This window comes from Methanomicrobia archaeon (genome assembly GCA_011049045.1).
In the GTDB taxonomy this organism is placed as follows: domain Archaea; phylum Halobacteriota; class Syntropharchaeia; order Alkanophagales; family Methanospirareceae; genus JACGMN01.
In genome coordinates this window covers 49,502-68,399 of record DSCO01000029.1, presented here as the reverse complement: position 1 = coordinate 68,399, position 18,898 = coordinate 49,502, and the positions used below count along the sequence as shown (strand labels likewise).

The window sequence follows — 18,898 nt, the reverse complement described above, 5'->3', positions numbered from 1 at the left end:
CGGAGAGCACGAAGAAGCGTTACAGGACGAATCGCGGCGTACTCTCCTATCTCGCACAGAAAATGGCGTACTGGACGGTGAAATTCGGACGGTTACCTCAACCCCCAATTTGTTGACAGACCCGCTTTCAATTTCAATTCGGCGCGCGGCTCGTGGACGCTCTGAATCCTATACCGAAACCTGCTAAACGTGCAGCTGGTATGAACATAAAAGAAAGCATCGGAAGGGAAGTCGACGGCGCCAGGTGAGAAAGAGCGGATCGAAACCGCAGTGCTTACGCCATACCGACGAACTACCCAGTGCCACCGGCTTGAGTGATGCACCAAGCACATAAACGATCAGATAATTCGAGAAATGACGTTGGGTGGTGGGGGGCAATAAAAAGGGAAGAACAAACACGCCGTGTTCATCTCCCCCCAACTTCGGCTGTTCCTGGGAAGCGTTAGGCTTTCGTTCTGGTTATATGAATGCCTCTTCGTCTACGCCAAGCCAGCAATCCTCAAAGTCCATGCGCTTTTTCTGCCGCTGCCCCTTCTTCAGGATACGCAGCAGCTCTTCTTCATCTTCGCTGAACATTTCTGCTTTCCGTTTCATCGACCTTACACCTCCTAGATCCATAAAGTAGTGGAGTGAACCTATATAAATACTCGCGAGCCACTCATGCTCGTCGTGAGCCACTGACCGAGTCCTTATGGGCGCTATAGACGGCGCAAGCAGGCCAATACTCGGGCTTCACGACTCGCCCGACAGACGTTTTATTCGCTCCCCGACTCGAGCAGCAATTCCAGATACGACCGCCGCTCGGTCCTGTGCAGGTTGAGCTGCTCCAGTAACGCAAGTGCACCATCGCGCGCCTTCTCGACGTCCGCTGCTCCCCGGCGCTCCACTTCCACGAACGTGCCCAGACCTGCAACATCGTCCAGACAGACGGTAAATTCACCGAGCCGGTATTCACGCCTGAGCTTCCGGACCGCCTCTACCGGCGTGAACCCAAAACGCTCGAGTAACCGCGTGGCCGCTGCCGCATCGCCAATAGCAACTTCGATCTCTTCCCGCGTCTTGCTCACCCTATCCATCTTCCGGCCTTTGTAGGTCATGAATACGCGGTCATCGGCGATCCGTATGCGAAGTGCTTCATCGGTCTGCGCGAAATCGCGCTGCGGATGATTGAAGTACCTATCCGTTTGGTGCACCGCACCGGTAAAGACCGCGCCCAGCTGCTGCAGGCGCGTTTCTAGCGCGCAGAGATCAGCAGCATAGGCCTTTACCTCTATCTCCACACCCAGCTGTCCTCCGCCCTTATCCGCGCTCATTTCTCCTCCAACCAGGTTCACGCTTATCCAGTTCGTAGTGCAGTATGGTGACACAGTGCGAGGCAAGATACGAGATCGGGCCGAGCGAGATCTTCTCGTGCTCGAAGCGCTCCACGAACGCCTCCTCGATCGGGGGCAGGCCAACGTGATCGCCGAGGACGAATGCAGCATGCTCGCGTAGCGCTCGGGTGCCCAGCTCGGTTCCGTTCTCATGCACTACGTAAAAGAACGTTCCGTCACCTGCAAGCTCCTCGATCAATTCCTGAAAGCCGATAGTACGCACCCGTATCCCCGGATTTCGTCGCGTGCCCGCTAGCGTCTTCCGTATCCATGCCGCGATATTCCGCTCATCGGGCGAGACCCCGCGCAGCCGCTCACCAGCAAAGGTGAGCACGACCGGGGGATGTGGCTCACCGCAGGCGACCACATGAATGCAGGTATCACGGCGCAACGCGTGGCTGAGCCAGAGCGCATTCCCGACACAGCGCGCCACGAGGTCCATGCGGCCGCCGCTGCCCGGGAGATCATCCAGTGAGAACTCAGGGCTCGTTACTGCCCTGCTGGCATACAGTACGAATTGTCTCATCGCCGTTTTGCTGTACGTACAACCTGCGGAACCCCCAAATGAGATCAGTCACGGGCACGATCGACGAGATCACGAGCAACCGCCTGTGCACGCTCCACGATCTCCGCTTCGCCCGCCACGGTCCGCCCTTCCATTAACACCCGGCCATCGCAGATCAGCGTGTCCACACAGCAGCCATGCGCAGCGTACACGATGTTCGAGATCAAATGGTGGTTCGGCACAAGGGCGACCTTTCGTAAATCGAGCAGGGCTATATCTGCCAGCTTGCCCACCGCGATCGCGCCCGCATTCACTCTGAACACGTTTGCGGCGTTTCGTGTGACGAGCCCGAAGGCTTCCTCTGCGGACATGAGCGTTGGATCGCCGGAGAACGCCTTTTGCTCCAGTGCGGTGACCTTCATCTCCTCGAACAGATCCAGATTATTATTGGAGGCGCAGCCATCAGTTCCCAGTGCGATATTCCCGTATAGGCCCGCCGCCTTCAGCGCGGCGAAGCGCAGTGTACCTGATGCCAGCTTCATGTTCGAGACCGGGTTGTGCACCAGTTTCACATCATGCTGCTTCATGAGCGCCATTTCCTTGTTACTGATATGGACGCAATGGCAGGCTATAGTTCGCGGGCTCAGGAACCCGATCTTATTGAGGAATTCCACGGGGCGCATGCCATACCGCTCCTGACACTCTTCCACCTCGGCCTCGGTCTCTGATAGATGGATATGAACAAGAACATCATGCTGCTCGGAGAAATCGCGCACCCAGCAGAGGCTCTCCTCCGAAACCGTGTAGAGCGCGTGCGGGCCCAGCGCGAACATGACGCGATCTGAGCGGCGCGTCCAATCGTGATACAGCGCTTCGTTGCGCTCGATCTGCTCCCGTGCCTTCGCCTCGTCAAAGCCGTCGATAAAGACGGCCGAAAGCATCCCCCGCATGCCGCTTTCCGCGACCGCACGGGCACTGCCCGCCCAGTACCAATACATATCGTTGAAGAAGGTGGTGCCCGATTTGATCATCTCCAGACAGGCGAGCTTCGTGCCCCAGTACACGTCATCCTCCGTCATCTTCGCCTCCAGCGGCCAGATCTCCGTCGTTAGCCACGACTGCAAGGGCATATCGTCCGCATAGCCCCGGAGCAGGGTCATTGCCGCGTGCGTATGCCCGTTGAAGAGGCCCGGGATCGCGGCTTTATGGCGACCATCAATCAGCACGTCCGCGCCCCCTCCCGCCGTCGCTCGTCCACGTCCCGCCTCGGTGATCGCGGCTATCGCGTTACCGTCAATGTAAATATCACGCTCCTTGCCGTCCACCAGGACACGCTCTATCAGGATTGACATGCTTATCCCTTACAGGTGCACACTCATATAAGCGCCCAGCAGCATCGCGATCAGCCCGCCGGAGAGCGTGGCCAGAATGTTCACGTGATGCTTGTTCAATCTGAGCAGATCCCGATTCTCGACCGTAGCGCCGAGAAAACTGTCGATCAGGCAGCCGGAAAATCCCGCAACGAGGCAAATGATGAAGAAGATCGCGCCGAAGATCGTTATGGCGCGCGTGCCGAGGAACAGGAGCGAGACAAGCGCGATCAGACCCGCACCAAGCGCGGCAGCGCCAAAGCCCGGGAGACTCACGCCACCATTCGTGCCCACCGGCACGTGCTTCAGCGTCGTTATCAATCTCGGTGTACCGTCTGCCTGCCCGATTTCGGTGGAGAAGGTGTCTGCGGTTGCCGTCGCAACTGAGCCGGAGAAGCCGAGCAGAAAGAGCGTCTCCAGCTGCTCGCTGGAGATCGCGAAGAGCACCGCAAAGATCAGCGGCGATAAGCCGTTGCCCAGCACGTTCTGTATGTCCCGCATGCCCCGGTGAGCTTCGGCAACCCCGAGCTCGAATTTCTTGCTGTACTTGTAGCGCGTCACGAGGTTCCCGGAGAGGAAGAACACGAGCAGCGTGAGCAGACCGATGTAGCCGTAATCGAGCCCGAGCAGCAGCAGAATGAGCACGCCCATGCCCAGCGTGCCAGCCAGCGCCGAGGTGCTTATTTTCCGCTTTCGGTAAATGAAAAAAACGAGCAAGAACGCTACGGACACCGTAATCGCCGATAACACAAGCTGCGTACTGACTGCCATCTCATCATGAGTGTGATCTTTGCAGGAAATAAAACCCGGCGCTAGTATGCTACCGCGCGGCACACCGCTGGCGCGTCGCCCGAGACCGTTTCTGTCTCCGGCGGCGACGTAGCAAGCATCGAAAAAGACAGTAACGATTTCGGCCTGACTGCAGGCGCGTTTGAGCTGGGGCCGTATCGTGGCTCGAAGGTGAGTATCTCCCACCTTTAAGCACCAGCAGAGTCATTTCATGTGCTTTTATGAACAATTATATACTACGACGTACAAGTTCTTCATATGAAGAAAGAGGAAGTGATACAGCTTCATGTGCTAATGGCTCAGGTGAAGAAATTTTGTGAACAGCATGGCTTGGATTGCGAATTTTCCACGTATCGGGAGCTTAATATCTCGCCTTTCCAGGTTCACCGCAGCAAGGACGAGCACAAGCAGGCTGTTTTCGTGCTCCTCACGGCACTCGTGTCCATGACGGCGAAGCACAATTGCCCGGTTCCGTGCCACTGTCTCGCCTTTCTTCACGATCAGTAACGCACGGTCGCGATCCATGCTGCCCGTGAAGGTGTCACGATGATTCACCCAGCGCGAGAACGAAGACCGGTGCATTAACAGCCCGGGCTGCAGTAAAGAAGAAGATGCTGTAGAATATCTCACGAGCAGCTTGTGGGTTCTGGACCCTCGACCCGCTGAAATGAATCAGCTAATCTACCTCTAAGCCAAGGAGGTCGCCGTCATTGTTTCGGTTCTCAGTTCTTACCATAGGAACTGCTACATTTATCTAATACAATATGGCAAACAACGCTGTATGAAGAAAGAAGAGCTGTTACATCTCCATATGCTATTGGCTCAGGTGAAGAAGTCCTGTGAGCAGCGTGGCTTGGATTGTGATTTTTCAAAGTACCGTGAGCTCAATATCTCGCCCTTCCAGGTACACCGCAGCAAGGACGAGCATAAGCATGCCATCTTCGTGCTCGGCACGGAACTCGCGTCCCTGGCCACGAAGCAACACTACGTGGTCTACAAATAAGCGTGCCACTGCCTCGCCTACCTCACTACTGATCAGCGACGCACAGTCGCGATCCGTGATGCTTGTGAAGGTATCGTGGGCAGTATTGCACATATTAAGCCTTTCGTTTGCCCGGCCACGCACGGTATTATATAATATGAATGAATGGCTCCATCTAAAGTATGTATTTGCTCGAAGAGCTTCCCGAATCTCCTTGCGCAAGCGCTTCGAATTCCGCGACTACGATAGCCGCAACGAAGCGCCGGTGATACTGGCGGAATCGCGCTCAGCAGCCTCACGCGTCTGCGACCGGGATCTGAATTTCCCGGACAGAGTGCTTACCGTTACGTTACAGGCCGAATGAAGCACCCAGCAGCATCGCGATCAGCCCGCCAGAGAGCGTGGCCAAAATGTTTACGTGGTGCTTGTTCAAGCGGATCGGCTCCCGATCCTCGACCGTAGCGGAGAGTATACTGTCGATCAGGCCGCCTAAAATCCCCGCAACGAAGCACACGATGAAAAAAATCGTGCCGATATACGTGACGGCTCGCGCGCCGAGAAACAGGAGTGAGACAAGCGCGATCAGGGCCGAGCCGAGCGCGGCAGCCCCAAAGCCCGTGAGACTCACGCCGCCATTCGTGCCCGCGGGCACGTGCTTCAGAGTCGTTATCAATCTCGGTGTTCCGTGTCCTTGCCCGACCTCGGTGGAGAAGGTGTCTGCTGTTGCGGTCGCTACGGCGCCCGAGAAGCCGAGCAGAAAGAGCATCTCCAGATGCGCGCTGGAGATCGCGAAGAGCACCGCAAAGATCAGTGGCGATAAACCGTTACCCACCACGTTATGAATGTCCCGCATGCCCTGGTGTGCTTCGGCGATGCCGAGCGCGAATTTCTTATCGTATTTGTAGCACGTCACGAGGTTCCCGAGGATGAAGAACGCGAGCAGCGTGAGCAGACCGATATAGCCGTAATCAAGCCCGAGCAGCAGCAAAATGAGCACGCCCATGCCCAGCGTGCCAACCAGAGCCGAGGTGCTTATTTTTCGCTTCTGGTAAACGAAAAAGACGAGCAGGAACGCTACGGACACCGTGATCAATGATAACACCAGCTGCGTACTAACTGCCATTACGTGAGCGTGAACTTCACCGGAAATAAACCTTGGCTTGGCACTATTGGGCTATTTGCTTATCAACTACGCCCTCAGGAATGATCTTCTCTATCACGTTGAAGCTCTTGATCTTCTCGATGAACTTCTTCTTCATCTTGCCCACGAGCGCATGCTCGAGCACGTTCTCGATCGTTACCACCGGGATGATCTTGATCTTATTCTTGTACCGCTCCTCGATGAGCACGTCATTGAGGTTCGACTGCGGGATGAGCACCTCTTTCACGCCGGCCTGCGCGGCTGCCTCGATCTTCGGCGTGATCCCACCTACGGGCAGCACATCGCCACGTACCGAGAGCGAGCCGGTCATCGCTACGCTCTGATCCACCGGAATATTCTCGAGTGATGAGATAACCGCAGTAGCAACGGATATACTGGCGGAATCGCCCTCGACACCCTCGTGCGTGCCCACGAACTGGATATGGATATCCTTGCTGGAGATATCCTTCCCGGTGAATTTCTTGATCACGGCGGAAACGTTCTGTACGGCCTCCTGAGCGATCTCCTGCAGCCGCCCGGTGGCGATCACCCGGCCTTCCTCGCGCGATTGCGCATGTGTCACTTCAGCGATTATCGGCAGCATCACGCCGGAATCACCGACGACCGCAAGCCCGTTCACCCGGCCGATCTCGAACCCTTCGGTTTTGAACAGCTTGTAGTCCTTCTTGTGCTCAAGGTACTCATCGGCCACCTGCTGCTCCACGGATCTCGCCATCGCCTTCGCCTGGATGACGTGCTCACCGGTTGTGGAGGTCGCACCCTCAGCACGCGCGATGTCACCGGCGACGCGCACTAAACCGCCCAGGTCGCGTAAGATGAGGGTGAGATGCCCTTTCCGGCCCGAGCGTCGCCGCGCCTCGTGCACGATCTCCTCCACACCGCTCCGATCGAAGTGCGGGATTTTCATATCCTTCCGCACCTCCTGAGCTACGAACCTGATGATTTTATGCCGGTTCGCCGGCGTGTCGTCCATCGAATCCTTCATGTAAATCTCATAGCCGTAGCCTTTGACTCGCGACCGAAGCGCAGGGTGCATGCCGGCCATGGCGTCGAGATTGCCCGCAGCGACCATCACGAAGTCACAGGGCACCGGATCGGTCTTCACCATCGCACCAGCGCTCCGCTCTGATTGCCCGGTAATCGGGTATTCCTTCTCCTGCATCGCGGTGAGCAGGTTCTGTTGCGCCTCGATTCGCAGCGTGTTGATCTCATCAATGAAGAGCACGCCCTTATGCGCCTTGTGGATCGAGCCAGCCTCGACACGATCGTGCGCGGGCGTCTCCAATCCGCCGGACTGGTACGGGTCATGCCGCACATCGCCCAGCAGTGCGCCCGAATGCGCGCCGGTCGCATCGATAAACGGCGCGTTCTCCCGCCCCTCATTGCTGACCAGCAACTTGGGCATCATTGCCTCTTCCTTTGGCATCATCCACCTGAAAACCAGCATGACGACCGCGGCAGCGATGATCGACCAGAAGATATACTCGAATTTACCCGTCTGGAGCGAATAGACCAAACCCATCGCCATGATCAGGAAGAAGGTGAACATGAAGAAGGCATTGCGTATCTGAATGCGTTTCCGCACTTCATGTCGCTGCGCATCCACGATCTCCTTCCCTTTACCGCGAGGCACGACCCTGATCTTGGGATTGTTCTTATCATCAGCATTAGGATAGGTAAGGATATCCTGAAGCTCTTCCTTGGGCAGCAGCTCTGCCATGCTGCTCGCGAGCATCGACTTGCCCGTGCCCGGCGTGCCGATGAGCATCACGTGCCGGCGCTGCTGCGCGGCCTTCTTGATCACTTCCACGCCGTGCTCCTGACCGATGACCTGATCAATGAGCAACTTCGGCACTTCTATATCTTCCGTCGTCTTGAACTCGACGCCGGCCAGCAGGTCGCCGTCCATACCGCTCTCCTCAGCTGGTTCTTTTTTTAAGGTACTCATGCTATGATGACCGCTTGATAACTCTCCCTTTCTGGTAAGAGGTTGGGCGTGCTAAGATAAATAACCCTTCCCCGCTTCGCGCGCTTTCCATGCTAACCGGGTTGAGTTCAGTCAGCGATCTGCTCTGCTAGCAGCGGGTACACGCCGTTCTCGTCGTGGACCTCTGTGCCGTGCAGCGGCGGGTTGAAGACGCAGGCCAGCTTCAGCGGCGTCTTCGCTCGCAAGATGTGCCTATCATGCTGGTCAAGGACGTACATCGTGCCCGGCTTGATGGGATAGATCCTCCTGTCCTCAACCGTTTCCAACTCGCCTTCGCCCTCGATGCAATACACCGATTCCAGGTGGTTCTGATACCAGATGGGCGTCTCGGTGCCGGCATAGATGGTGGTGATGTGGAAGGAGAAGCCCATGTGGTCATCCCGCAACAACAACCGGACGCTCTCCCAATTCGCGGTTGCCACGCGCCGCTCGCTTCGTGCCGCATCCTCCAAGGTCCTCAGGATCATGTTAGCGCTCCTATCGCGATCTCCTGCTCGCTCGTGGCTCTGCGGGCGGTGAGTCCCATCACCGCGCATACGCTCGCATCGAGCATCTGCAAGCCCTGCTTCAAATGCTCATCGGCAATGGTCAGCGGCATGAGACATTTGATCACGTGCCCTTCTGAGCCCGAGGTCTCGATGATCAAACCCTTCTCAAATGCGCGTGCGGTGATCGCAGAGGCCAGTTCGCCGCTTCCACAATCCAGGGCCTGCACCATGCCGCGACCACGCGCCGACAGAATACCGTCCGGATCTTCCTGAACCAGCCGATCCAGACACGCTCTGATGATCCTGCCTTTACGTTTCACGTCCTGAGCGAAGGTCTCGTCCCGCCAGTAGTGCTCCAGTGCGGCCGTGGCGGTGACAAAGGCGAGATTGTTGCCGCGGAAGGTGCCGTTGTGCTCACCCGGCTTCCACTGATCCAGTTCAGGCTTCAAGAGCACCAGGGAGAAGGGCAGACCATAGCCGCTCAGGGACTTTGAGAGCGTAATGATATCCGGTGAAATGCCCGCCTCTTCAAAGCTGAAGAAGGTGCCCGTGCGTCCGCAACCGACTTGGATGTCATCGACGATCAGCAGGATATCATGATCGCGGCAGACCCGCTCCAGGGCCCGTAACCACTCAAAACGGGCCACGTTGATCCCGCCTTCACCCTGCACCGTCTCGACGATCATCGCGGCGGGAAGATCCAACCCGCTGCTCATATCAGTCAGCATCTTCTCGATATATTCGGTCGTGTCCACGCCCTCACCCATATACCCGTCATAGGGCATGAACGCGGTGCCCTGTGGCTGTATCCCGCAGCCATCGCGGAAATGGCTGTTGCCCGTCGCGGCGACAGAGCCCAGGGTCACGCCATGGAAACCATTGGTGAACGAAACGATGGTTTGCCGCCCGGTCACCTTACGCGCGATCTTCAGGGCTGCTTCTACAGCGTTGGTGCCCGTCGGTCCGGTAAACTGCAGTTTGTAACGCATCTGCCGCGGGCGCATGATCAGCGCCTCAAATGTCTCTATGAAGCGCCGTTTCGCCTTCGTGTACAGATCGAGACCGTGTACAATACCGTCCGCAACCATATAGCGCAGGAGCTCATTCTTCAGAACCTGGTTGTTATGCCCGTAATTGAGCGATCCCGCGCCGGCGAGGAAGTCGATGTACTCGTTCCCGTCCTCGTCCTCCAGGATCGATCCGCGCGCTCGGTTGAAGACCACGGGGAAGTCACGGCAGTAGCTGCGAACCTTAGATTCAAGACGTTCAATCGTGCTGCTATCATTGTGCATATTCTCTATTTTACCTCCTTTTTTTCGATGCTAAAGGGACCGATGCGCACCAGATATTCCGGTTCATGCGCTTCCGGTCCGAAGTCCGCCTCCGAGAAGCAGACCGATTCCTCGCACGGCGCATCGAGAGCCCGTGCGAGTGCCTGAAAGAGCAGTCGTGAAGCCTCATTTGACCGAGTGACCGTCGTCTCCAGGAATCGAATGCCCCTGCTTTCGGGGCGGTGCAAGAGCTCGTGTAACATCCGTTTACCGAGCCCGCGTCGCCGGTTCTGACTATCGACCGCAACCTGCCAGACAAAAAAGACGTCAGCACGGTGTGGTGGACGGAATCCGGATATGAACCCAATGATCTCACCCTGCTCCTCGGCGACCACGCAGGTCCGGTCAAAATACCGGCACAATAAGAGATAGCAGTAGCGCGAATTCACGTCCAGCGGTGCTGAATTACTGACCAGTGCGTGGATCTTCGCGCCATCGTTCACACAGGGTGCACGAACGATAGGTAAATGTGGCTCGGGCGAGCCTGAATCCTCTTCCATTACGGTACTGGCTGCCATTGGCCGTACCCTCCCGTTCGGGAACTCGCAGAGGCCTGCGGTCTGCCGTAGTGTGTCCCTAATGCCCGCAACATGAGGCGTATCTGCTTCAGCGTGTAGTCCACGCCAAACTCCCGGAGTATAAGCTCTCGTACCTCTCGGGTCGTCCAGAGCTCTTTCTGAGCGACCAGCGATTTGAGCTGCTCTTGCTGCTCGGGCGTCAGCTTCGATGGTCTGCCACCTGCATAGCGGGGGAAGAGCCCGTCATATCCCGACTCGTTCCAGCGCCGCTGCCAGTCATAGCCCACACATCTCGCCACGCCCACACGCCGTGCAGCCTGATCCACGCTCAGCCCATCGTACCGATACCTGATGAAGCGCAGTCGTTCCAGGAGCTTCGTTTCACGTTCTAATTCCCTCATGCGTCTCGATAATTCCCCGTAACTGAGTGATCGCTGGATGGGGATCTGCTCTGGTTTAGGCATGATTTAATAGAGGGGACTGGTCTGTATTAAAAGTTTTGTTCCATTCTTGCCCGTCACCGCACCACCATCCCGACACTACCGTGCAGCGCTCACTGAGTGCCATTGCCATGGCCTGGGGACTCATTTTGACCTGAAGGTGCTCCGTACTGCTTCCGGTGGAAGCACAAGGGAACGCGAGCGCGTGCTTACCGAACGAACGTACGTAACGTATTACGCACCCATCTCAAAGATGTCGTGTATCGCCTGTGCGGCCCGGTGTGCCTCGTCCTTCTTCACCACGAAGGAGATATTGAACTCAGAACTGCCCTGGGAGATCATGATCACGCTGATTCCTTCGCTCCCCAGTGCAGCGAAGACCTTACCGGCAACGCCCGGGATGCCGACCATACCCGCCCCGACCACGCCCATCGTACTGACGTTGCTGTTCACCGTGTAATTGCGAATGACCGTGCCTTCAGCATTGATGCCGCATATCGCGCCCATGGCGCGATCGAGCTGCGCGGTGCTGATAACGAGCGAGATGGTCATCTCAGAGGAGCCCTGGCTGATCATGATGATATCGATGTTCTTTGCGGCCAGCGCTGAGAATACGCGCGCGACCATGTCCGAGATGCTCCGCACGCCGGTGCCCGTTACATTGATGATCGCGGTATTCTCGATGAGCGTGATGGCCTTCGCGACCTTCTGCGTCGGCTCAGCCGCGTTGCTGATGAGGGTGCCCGCGTCTTCCGGCTTGAAGAGGTTCTTCACCCGGATGGGTATCTTCTTCGCCATCACCGGCTCGATCGCCCGCGGATGAAGTACCGAAGCGCCAAAATACGATAACTCCATCGCCTCGTGATACGAAATGTACGGCAATTTGCGCGCATGCGCAATGATCTTGGGATCCGCACTCATGATACCCTCCGTCTCCTTCCAGAGCCAGATCTCGTCCGCATCGATCGCCGCGCCAATTATCGTTGCCGTGTAGTCCGAGCCGCCACGGCCGAGCGTGGTGACGATCCCGCGCTGGTTCTCGCCCATGAAACCAGCCACCACCGGTACCGCAATTTTCAGAAGCGGGGTTATCCGCTGCCGTATCTCATCCCGGGCATTCTCGAGTAACTGCGCGTTTCCAAAGTCATCGTTCGTGAGGACGCCCGCTTCGCCGCCGGTCAGGTGGACGGCATGTAAGCCCAGAGAGCGGAGCGTGCCGGCTAATATCGGCGCGGCCAACCGTTCGCCAAAGGAGCCAATGAAATCCAGGGATCGTGGCGTCAATTCACCCAGCAGGCATATCCCGCTGAGCGCCTTCTCCAGCTCCGCTAATCGTTCTCGGAGCTCAATCTTTACCGTTTCCCGCTCTGATTCACTCGCGATCGCGTCAGCGGCGGCCAGCTCGTGCTTCAGTCGTAGCGCGTCCACGAACTCCTTGACCCGATCCATATCCCCTTCCGCAGCTATCCGCTGGACATGGTCCAGGAGCATATCCGTCACGCCCGAGAGTGCAGAGGTCACCGCAACGATCTCCACTCCTTCTACCTGCGTGCCTTCATTCGTCTCCTTGAAGTACTTGATCAATTCCGCGACTGTACGTATTCTCTTACCATCAGCAACCGCTTTTCCGCCAAATTTCATGACCACGCGCATCGTCTATCTCACTCCTTCTCTATTCCCACGGCCGTGCTTTCGCGCCCGTTCTACTAGCGTTCAGCATCGTAAATATTTATAATAATTGGGCATTTACTGTTTTACGTAATAGTTGGTAAACGATTCTTTTCCAACGAATGAATGGAGAGGTAGGCATATAAAAATGGCAGGACAATTAGGTGGAATCCCGGTGATAGTTTTGAAGGAAGGGAGTGAGCGGGCACGAGGCAGAGATGCGCAGAGCACGAACATCAATGCGGCGAAGGCTGTTGCTGCTGCGGTTCGTACCACGTTGGGGCCCAAGGGGATGGATAAAATGCTGGTCGACTCCCTTGGTGACGTGGTTATCACAAACGACGGTGTGACGATCCTAAAAGAGATGGATATCGAGAGCCCGGCGGCGAAGATGATGGTGGAGGTCGCGAAGACGGTCGATGACGTCGCGGGTGATGGGACGACGACCTCAGTGGTGCTTGGCGGCGAGTTACTGAAGAAGGCTGAAGATCTCCTGGATCAGGACTTGCATCCCGCAGTGATCGCGCTGGGCTACCGACTCGCCGTGGAGCAGGCGCGAAAGGTGCTCAAAGAGATCGCACGAGATATAGACATAGAAGACGATAAGGAGCTGCGGAAACTGGCCCAGACCGCCATTACGGGCAAATCAGCAGAAGCATCGCGGGAGTTCCTGGCCGATATCGCGATCAAGGCGATAAAAGCGATAGCAGAGAAGACCTCCGCGGGCAAGTACGTGGTTGATGTGGACAATATCAACGTGGAGAAGAAGGTCGGCGGCAGGATGAGCGAGACCGAGCTGGTGCAGGGCATTGCACTGGACAAGGAGATCGTGCATCCGGGCATGCCGCGGAAGCTGAAGAACGCGAAGATCGCGCTGATCAGCGCCTCGCTCGAGGTGAAGAAGACCGAGACGAGCGCAGAGGTGCGGATTCGAAGCGCAGATCAGTTGAAGAGCTTCCTCGCAGAAGAGGAGCGGATGATGAGGCGGCTCGCGGATCTCATTAAGGCGAGTGGTGCGAACGTGGTGGTCTGTCAGAAGGGTATAGATGACCTTGTGCAGCACTATCTGGCGAAGGAGGGCATTATCGCCGTGCGGCGCGCGAAGAAGAGCGATATGGAGAAGCTGGAGAAGGCGACCGGAGGCACGATCGTGAGCACGGTCGAGGATCTGACGAAGAACGATCTGGGCCACGCGGGCATGGTCGAGGAGCGGAAGATCTCGGGCGACAGGATGCTCTTCATCGAGCAGTACAAGAATCCGCATGCGGTCTCCATCGTGATCCGCGGCGGCACCGAGCATGTGGTCGATGAAGTGGAGCGCTCGTTGCACGATACGCTTCGGGTCGTCGGGAGCATTATCGAGGACGGCCAGGCGGTTGCCGGTGGTGGCGCGGTCGAGACCGAGCTGGCACTGAAGATCCGGGAGTACAGCGCGTCACTGAAGGGCCGGGAGCAGTTAGCGGTGGAGAAGTTCGCAGAAGCGATGGAGATCATACCACGCACCCTGGCGGAGAATTCAGGACTCGATCCGATCGACAAGTTGGTGGCGTTGAAGGCCGCGCACGAGCGAGGCGAGATCTATGCGGGTCTGGACGTCTACACGGGCAAGATTATCAACATGTGGAAGAACAACGTGATCGAGCCCTTGCGTACCAAGCGGCAGTCGGTCGAATCGGCGGCCGACGCGGCGATCATGATTCTCAAGATCGATGACGTGATTGCCTCGAGGCGCGAGGCGCCCATGCCACCACCAGGCGCAGGCGGCGGTATGCCACCCGGCGGCATGCCCGGTGGCATGCCCATGTACTGAGTGAGCAAACGTCTGAGTACGCAACGAGGTAGATACCGGAAACGTCACTCAGGGGCTCGTGAGCTGAACCCCTGAGCTTCTTTACTCTTTTCGTTACCTGCCTGCCGGGAGCGAAAGCGCTATATTTGCGCTCACGGCATCTCTCTACCCGTGAACAAGCACAATGGTCAAGCGAGCAGACCTGGAGCATGACCGGTTTTATAAAGCCGCGAAGGCTGAGGGCTATCGCTCACGATCCGCCTTCAAACTGCTCCAGCTCAGCCGGAAATTTCGGGTCATCAAGGAAGGCGATGCGGTCATTGATCTGGGTGCTGCACCAGGTGGGTGGTCGCAGGTGGCACGCGCATTGGTGGGCGAGACCGGTGTGGTGATCAGTGTGGATCTGCAGTCCGTTGCGCCGATAGAAGGCATCGTTGTGCTCCGAGGCGACATAACGCGAGAAGACACAGGTACGGCAATTAAAGCCGCGCTTCGAGAGCTGGGCAGGGATGCAGCAGACGTCGTCATTTCGGACGCCGCGCCGCAGCTAACCGGGAATAAAGATCTGGATCAGTATCGCTCGTTTGAGCTGAGTGCGGCGGCGCTTACCGTTGCTGCTGCGGTATTGAAGCCCGGCGGGAATTTCGTCACGAAGATCTTCCAAAGTGTGTATTACCCCCAACTCTACACGAGCGTAAAGGCCTGGTTCAGGCAAACGAGAGCGTACACGCCCGAAGCTTCCCGCAAACGGAGTGCAGAGGTATATGTAGTGGGAAAGGGCTATTTGGGGTAACGAAACCTCTTGAGACCCGGTATCGGCGAAAGCACGTTACCCGCAAGAGCGAGGACGACGCGATGAAAAGCCGCCATGAGTGCGCCACGCACCCCCTGAGCAGCGGGATTCCCTGCACGAGCCATCGCTGCATGCAGTGCTGCCTCGAGACGAGCATGCCGCTTTCAGCATCAGACATCGCCAGGATCGTGAAGCTCGGCTATGAGCTCAGCGATTTTGCTATGACGCTGGCAGACGGTGCATATCAGCTCAGGAACATAGCAGGACGATGCATCTTCCTCTCAGAACGCGGCTGTACGATATATCCCGATAGACCAGCGGGCTGCCAGATATACCCGTTAATCTGGGATGAAGCGCACGGTCAAGCGGTCAGAGATCACCTCTGCCCTCATCGGGCCGAATTTGACGTTACGAAGCAGGATATAGCGAACCTGAAGAAGCTTATCAGACGATTAAGAACGTGAGCATCTCTGGTTACTTATAGATCCAGCCCGTCCTATCAACTATACCCTGGCGTGACCTGCAGTGGTACGCGACCAGGGTAACGGAGTAAAAAATGGTAGAGGCAAAGGCTGGTGACACCGTTAAGGTGCACTACAGAGGTAAATTGGAGGACGGCACGATATTTGATAACTCGTTCGACCGCGAGCCGCTGGAATTCACCATTGGCGTGGGACGGTTGATACCCGGCTTTGAGCAGGCGGTCATCGGGATGGTTCCCGACGAGTCGAAGACCGTCACGATCCCAAAGGGTCAGGCGTATGGCCCCTATCGTGAGGACCTCGTTATGGAGCTGGGACGCGACCAAATCCCTGAGGATATGGAGATAAAGCGTGGCCAGCAGGTGCAAGTTCGGCAAGAGGATGGCCGAATCTTTCCGGTTATGGTCACGGAGATCTCTGAGTCTGGCGTCACGCTGGATGCGAATCATCCGCTGGCGGGACAGGATCTTACCTTCGAGCTGCTGCTCGTGGAGATCTGTTAGCTGCTGCTTGCTTATCGGGGGCAAGTCCCGGGAGCGATCGTGCAGAGCATGCAGATCACGGCACGAACTTCCAGATCGCAAGCAGCCCTGCGAGCAGCGTGATCATGAGAATAGCTCGTTTCAAGTGTTCCTGATCAACGAACCGTAAGATGTACGTCCCGGCAAGGTACGCGAGCACGAGGAACGGCAGCGCGAAAACGAGCAGCAGCAACAAATGCGCGACCACATAGCCCGCAACAGCGAACGATGCCAGGGTAACGAGATCAACAACGAGTAAATAGGAGATCATGCACCGCCGGACGAAGATCCCGTCGTACCCCTGATTCACCAATCCCAGCACGATTTGGGGGCCGTTGATCCCGGTGAGCACGCCCATCGAGCCGCTCAAGAACCCAAGCGCTGCGAAAAGCGGTCGCTCACGCTCGGTTCTGAACGTCACGTTCATGAGAAAGAGGATCGAGAATATGAGCACGCTTACTCCGATAATGAGTCCCACGAACCGTTGCGTTACAATCTCGAAGAGGACGATACCGGTTAGTATGCCCAGGATGCCGCCGATAAAGAGCGGCTTCAGGGTAAAGCTGAGCTGTTCCTTCAGGGCGAAGAGCACGCCAACTGCGCTCTCGAGCAGAATGACAAATACCACCACCTGCTTCGGCTCCAGCAGGAACGTGAGCAGTGGTGCAATGAGCATGGTGGAGCCGAATCCCGTGATCACGCGTACGGTAAATCCGAAGAAGATGAGTATGCCGATAACGAGGTAAAAATACAGATCCATGAATATCTGTGCGTCTCAGCGACGGGCGATACAGAAAAGCGCGCCGCCCCGCTGCTTACCCTCGCAGCTGCTGCATCCTCTGCTTGCTCCGCTCGATGTAATGCGGCGCTCCAATGTCCCAGCGATTCCATAACGCGCCGTCTACGGTCCGTATACTCTCGAGCGAGATCTCGCGCGCCTCCTCGATCGTCTCACCGATCCCTACCATCCCCACCGCGCGAGAGCCGAGCGCGAAGGTCTCGCCGTTCTCCCGCAGCTCCATCGAGCCAGGATAAACCCGCAGGTTAGCGCCGTATCGCCCCCGCAACGCGTACACAGCGCTCAGATCCACTCGCTTCGAGCCGCTATACGCGCGCCGATACTCGCCGTACTCCATCGGTACCGCGTAGGTCACCACCGTCGCTTTTCTCTCGCACTCGACGTTCTTGAGCGTGCCTTCGATCATACGGTAACAGAGATCCACGAAATCGTTCTTCAGTACCGGCATGATATTCATGATCTCGGGGTCGCCGGGCCGGCTATTGATCTCGAGGATCTTCGCGCCGTCGGCCGTGTGCATAAAGGCGACGTAAAATGGGATCCCCCGCAGCCCGTCATTGGCACTGCCGCCACTGAGCTCATCGAAGAGCTGGTGCGCCATACGCTCCTCCGTCATTCTGTCCTGCGGTGTCAGGAACGGCAGCCAGTCATCCGTTGATTTATAGGAGCCCATGCCGCCCGTATTCGGGCCAAGGTCGTTATCAAAGGCGCGTTTGTAATCGCGGGTATCCGGCAGAGCAGCGATGCGTTTACCGTCACAGAACGCCTGAAAACTAGACTCCTCGCCATTCAGCTTCTCCTCGATGAGCACCGCGCTGCCACTCTCGTAGATGGACCTGAAATGGTCAAAAAGCTGCTCACGCGTCCTGAAGTGGTCGCCCCAGATGCCAACACCCTTACCCGCCGTCGGCTTGTCCGGTTTAACCGCCACTTCGTCCCCGATCTCGTCCAGAAACTGCCATAACGCGTCCTTTACAGCAGATACCGTTTTGTACACCGTACGGTCGAAGATCTTGAAGCGAGGATTCGCCTCAGGGCAGCATTTCTCGATCAGGTATCGCTGTCCCACTTTGCTCTCCTCGATCGCGAATTGCTGCGTGGGACAGATCATGGGCACACCGGTCTCACGCTCCACGCGATCCCGAACGCCCGCGATGATCGGCTTCTCAGGGCCACAGAGCCCGAAATCAATCGCATCCTTATTCGCGGCTACGAACTCGACGATCTTATCCACCGCCAGATCCGGGATGACCACGTGCTTCGCCGCACGCTCAAGGTTAAACGGATTTCGCTGCTTGTCCGCGACAAACAACCGCACGTCGTACTCCTCACTCCGGCAGAGCGCATCGATCATCGCGGCTGCGCGTGAGCCGTACGCGATTACTACAACCCCTACGGTCTCGCCTTCCCCACTCATGGTTTATTTATATGGGCGCGGGTCAAAGAATAAGTACTCAACTGGAGACACGGGACAGTAGATTAATTAGATAGATTGGATGAAAGGTAAACCAAAGAGGATGTCAAGATGAGTGGAAATACTGAAATACCGCCGCAAGTGCAAAACCTGCTTGCGCAGCTCCAGCAACTCCGGGTGCAACTGGAAGCGCTGGGGCGGCAGAAGATGCAGGTGGAAGCGATGTTACGCGACGCTGAAAACGCTCTCGATGAGTTGGATAATGTTTCAGACGACGCGTTGATCTATAAGAACGTGGGCGAATTGATGATCAAAGCAGACAGAGCGGAGGTAAAGGAGGAGCTCGCGGAGAAGAAAGAGACCTACAGCCTGCGCCAGAAGACGCTCGAACGGCAGGAGGAACGCGGTCAGAAACGCTTTCAGCAGTTGCAGCAGCAGTTGCAGGAGGCGTTAGGGGCTGTATCCGGACCGTCTACAACAGCATAGA

The 18,898-nt window shown here is 57.0% G+C and carries 20 protein-coding genes and 1 pseudogene; 7 read left to right on the top strand and 14 right to left on the bottom strand.

The features are described 5' to 3' along the window. Positions 1-755: 755 nt before the first annotated feature. Genes cyaB through ENN68_03785 form a run of 4 tightly spaced genes read right to left on the bottom strand, consistent with a single transcriptional unit; the run spans position 756 to position 4,019 of the window. Positions 756-1,313: a class IV adenylate cyclase gene (gene cyaB / locus ENN68_03800; GenBank protein HDS45209.1), complete on the bottom strand. Its 558-nt coding sequence runs from the start codon at positions 1,311-1,313 to the stop codon at positions 756-758. Further along, positions 1,300-1,899: a tRNA (pseudouridine(54)-N(1))-methyltransferase TrmY gene (gene trmY / locus ENN68_03795; protein HDS45208.1), complete on the bottom strand. Its 600-nt coding sequence runs from the start codon at positions 1,897-1,899 to the stop codon at positions 1,300-1,302. The genes cyaB and trmY overlap by 14 nt, the downstream gene beginning before the upstream one ends. Positions 1,900-1,943: 44 nt before the next feature. Beyond that, positions 1,944-3,230 (bottom strand): amidohydrolase, encoded by a 1,287-nt coding sequence (locus ENN68_03790; protein HDS45207.1) that lies wholly within the window; start codon positions 3,228-3,230, stop codon positions 1,944-1,946. A 9-nt stretch (positions 3,231-3,239) separates the two neighbouring features. Next, entirely contained in the window at positions 3,240-4,019 is a 780-nt protein-coding gene (locus ENN68_03785; GenBank protein ID HDS45206.1) for a DUF92 domain-containing protein, read from the bottom strand. A 276-nt stretch (positions 4,020-4,295) separates the two neighbouring features. Between ENN68_03785 and ENN68_03780 the strand changes: the two genes are divergently transcribed. Next, a complete protein-coding gene (locus ENN68_03780) occupies positions 4,296-4,544 on the top strand; it encodes a metal-binding protein (GenBank protein HDS45205.1) in 249 nt (82 codons plus the stop codon). On the opposite strand, the pseudogene ENN68_03775 reads toward ENN68_03780, so the two are convergent. Next, positions 4,521-4,610, bottom strand: a pseudogene (locus tag ENN68_03775) (3,4-dihydroxy-2-butanone-4-phosphate synthase). The gene ENN68_03780 and the pseudogene ENN68_03775 overlap by 24 nt on opposite strands. Before the next feature lie 208 nt (positions 4,611-4,818). On the opposite strand from ENN68_03775, the gene ENN68_03770 reads away from it, so the two are divergent. Beyond that, the gene (locus ENN68_03770) at positions 4,819-5,040 is read left to right on the top strand and encodes a metal-binding protein (GenBank protein HDS45204.1); all 222 of its coding nucleotides are present in this window, start codon (positions 4,819-4,821) and stop codon (positions 5,038-5,040) included. A 328-nt stretch (positions 5,041-5,368) separates the two neighbouring features. Here ENN68_03770 and ENN68_03765 read toward each other — a convergent pair whose 3' ends face one another. The 7 genes from ENN68_03765 to ENN68_03735 all read right to left on the bottom strand — a co-directional run bounded on the left by ENN68_03765 (position 5,369) and on the right by ENN68_03735 (position 12,598). Next, positions 5,369-6,142, bottom strand: a complete 774-nt coding sequence (locus ENN68_03765) for a DUF92 domain-containing protein (protein HDS45203.1) — start codon at positions 6,140-6,142, stop codon at positions 5,369-5,371. A gap of 43 nt (positions 6,143-6,185) precedes the next feature. After that, positions 6,186-8,129 carry an ATP-dependent protease LonB gene (gene lonB / locus ENN68_03760; GenBank protein HDS45202.1) on the bottom strand — a complete coding sequence of 648 codons (1,944 nt, stop codon included), beginning with the start codon at positions 8,127-8,129 and terminating at the stop codon, positions 6,186-6,188. A 107-nt stretch (positions 8,130-8,236) separates the two neighbouring features. Then, a complete protein-coding gene (locus tag ENN68_03755) occupies positions 8,237-8,635 on the bottom strand; it encodes an ectoine synthase (protein HDS45201.1) in 399 nt (132 codons plus the stop codon). Then, on the bottom strand, positions 8,632-9,948 hold the full coding sequence (gene ectB / locus ENN68_03750) for a diaminobutyrate--2-oxoglutarate transaminase (GenBank protein ID HDS45200.1): 1,317 nt from the start codon (positions 9,946-9,948) through the stop codon (positions 8,632-8,634). Before ectB ends, ENN68_03755 begins: the two co-directional genes overlap by 4 nt. Before the next feature lie 5 nt (positions 9,949-9,953). After that, entirely contained in the window at positions 9,954-10,487 is a 534-nt protein-coding gene (gene ectA / locus ENN68_03745) for a diaminobutyrate acetyltransferase (GenBank protein HDS45199.1), read from the bottom strand. Continuing rightward, complete coding sequence (locus tag ENN68_03740) at positions 10,487-10,969, bottom strand: transposase (protein HDS45198.1); 483 nt, start codon at positions 10,967-10,969, stop codon at positions 10,487-10,489. The genes ectA and ENN68_03740 overlap by 1 nt, the downstream gene beginning before the upstream one ends. 210 nt (positions 10,970-11,179) lie before the next feature. Beyond that, the gene (locus ENN68_03735; GenBank protein HDS45197.1) at positions 11,180-12,598 is read right to left on the bottom strand and encodes an aspartate kinase; all 1,419 of its coding nucleotides are present in this window, start codon (positions 12,596-12,598) and stop codon (positions 11,180-11,182) included. A 163-nt stretch (positions 12,599-12,761) separates the two neighbouring features. Here ENN68_03735 and ENN68_03730 point away from each other — a divergent pair, with 163 nt between their 5' ends. The 4 genes from ENN68_03730 to ENN68_03715 all read left to right on the top strand — a co-directional run bounded on the left by ENN68_03730 (position 12,762) and on the right by ENN68_03715 (position 16,180). After that, the gene (locus ENN68_03730; protein ID HDS45196.1) at positions 12,762-14,423 is read left to right on the top strand and encodes a thermosome subunit; all 1,662 of its coding nucleotides are present in this window, start codon (positions 12,762-12,764) and stop codon (positions 14,421-14,423) included. A gap of 163 nt (positions 14,424-14,586) precedes the next feature. Next, complete coding sequence (locus ENN68_03725) at positions 14,587-15,195, top strand: RlmE family RNA methyltransferase (GenBank protein ID HDS45195.1); 609 nt, start codon at positions 14,587-14,589, stop codon at positions 15,193-15,195. A gap of 62 nt (positions 15,196-15,257) precedes the next feature. After that, entirely contained in the window at positions 15,258-15,659 is a 402-nt protein-coding gene (locus ENN68_03720; GenBank protein ID HDS45194.1) for a YkgJ family cysteine cluster protein, read from the top strand. Between the two features lie 92 nt (positions 15,660-15,751). Further along, positions 15,752-16,180: a peptidylprolyl isomerase gene (locus ENN68_03715; protein ID HDS45193.1), complete on the top strand. Its 429-nt coding sequence runs from the start codon at positions 15,752-15,754 to the stop codon at positions 16,178-16,180. A gap of 55 nt (positions 16,181-16,235) precedes the next feature. Here ENN68_03715 and ENN68_03710 read toward each other — a convergent pair whose 3' ends face one another. After that, complete coding sequence (locus ENN68_03710) at positions 16,236-16,958, bottom strand: sulfite exporter TauE/SafE family protein (protein ID HDS45192.1); 723 nt, start codon at positions 16,956-16,958, stop codon at positions 16,236-16,238. 55 nt (positions 16,959-17,013) lie between these two features. Then, a complete protein-coding gene (locus tag ENN68_03705; GenBank protein ID HDS45191.1) occupies positions 17,014-18,414 on the bottom strand; it encodes a hypothetical protein in 1,401 nt (466 codons plus the stop codon). 108 nt (positions 18,415-18,522) lie between these two features. On the opposite strand from ENN68_03705, the gene ENN68_03700 reads away from it, so the two are divergent. Beyond that, complete coding sequence (locus tag ENN68_03700; GenBank protein HDS45190.1) at positions 18,523-18,897, top strand: prefoldin subunit beta; 375 nt, start codon at positions 18,523-18,525, stop codon at positions 18,895-18,897. Position 18,898 lies beyond the last annotated feature (1 nt).

Bases quoted from the DNA above. Each gene is read 5' to 3' on its own strand.
- cyaB (HDS45209.1), bottom strand. From the start codon at position 1,313: ATGAGCGCGGATAAGGGCGGAGGACAGCTGGGTGTGGAGATAGAGGTA.
- trmY (HDS45208.1), bottom strand. From the start codon at position 1,899: ATGAGACAATTCGTACTGTATGCCAGCAGGGCAGTAACGAGCCCTGAG.
- ENN68_03790 (HDS45207.1), bottom strand. From the start codon at position 3,230: ATGTCAATCCTGATAGAGCGTGTCCTGGTGGACGGCAAGGAGCGTGAT.
- ENN68_03785 (HDS45206.1), bottom strand. From the start codon at position 4,019: ATGGCAGTCAGTACGCAGCTTGTGTTATCGGCGATTACGGTGTCCGTA.
- ENN68_03780 (HDS45205.1), top strand. From the start codon at position 4,296: ATGAAGAAAGAGGAAGTGATACAGCTTCATGTGCTAATGGCTCAGGTG.
- ENN68_03770 (HDS45204.1), top strand. From the start codon at position 4,819: ATGAAGAAAGAAGAGCTGTTACATCTCCATATGCTATTGGCTCAGGTG.
- ENN68_03765 (HDS45203.1), bottom strand. From the start codon at position 6,142: ATGGCAGTTAGTACGCAGCTGGTGTTATCATTGATCACGGTGTCCGTA.
- lonB (HDS45202.1), bottom strand. From the start codon at position 8,129: ATGAGTACCTTAAAAAAAGAACCAGCTGAGGAGAGCGGTATGGACGGC.
- ENN68_03755 (HDS45201.1), bottom strand. From the start codon at position 8,635: ATGATCCTGAGGACCTTGGAGGATGCGGCACGAAGCGAGCGGCGCGTG.
- ectB (HDS45200.1), bottom strand. From the start codon at position 9,948: ATGCACAATGATAGCAGCACGATTGAACGTCTTGAATCTAAGGTTCGC.
- ectA (HDS45199.1), bottom strand. From the start codon at position 10,487: ATGGAAGAGGATTCAGGCTCGCCCGAGCCACATTTACCTATCGTTCGT.
- ENN68_03740 (HDS45198.1), bottom strand. From the start codon at position 10,969: ATGCCTAAACCAGAGCAGATCCCCATCCAGCGATCACTCAGTTACGGG.
- ENN68_03735 (HDS45197.1), bottom strand. From the start codon at position 12,598: ATGCGCGTGGTCATGAAATTTGGCGGAAAAGCGGTTGCTGATGGTAAG.
- ENN68_03730 (HDS45196.1), top strand. From the start codon at position 12,762: ATGGCAGGACAATTAGGTGGAATCCCGGTGATAGTTTTGAAGGAAGGG.
- ENN68_03725 (HDS45195.1), top strand. From the start codon at position 14,587: ATGGTCAAGCGAGCAGACCTGGAGCATGACCGGTTTTATAAAGCCGCG.
- ENN68_03720 (HDS45194.1), top strand. From the start codon at position 15,258: ATGAAAAGCCGCCATGAGTGCGCCACGCACCCCCTGAGCAGCGGGATT.
- ENN68_03715 (HDS45193.1), top strand. From the start codon at position 15,752: ATGGTAGAGGCAAAGGCTGGTGACACCGTTAAGGTGCACTACAGAGGT.
- ENN68_03710 (HDS45192.1), bottom strand. From the start codon at position 16,958: ATGGATCTGTATTTTTACCTCGTTATCGGCATACTCATCTTCTTCGGA.
- ENN68_03705 (HDS45191.1), bottom strand. From the start codon at position 18,414: ATGAGTGGGGAAGGCGAGACCGTAGGGGTTGTAGTAATCGCGTACGGC.
- ENN68_03700 (HDS45190.1), top strand. From the start codon at position 18,523: ATGAGTGGAAATACTGAAATACCGCCGCAAGTGCAAAACCTGCTTGCG.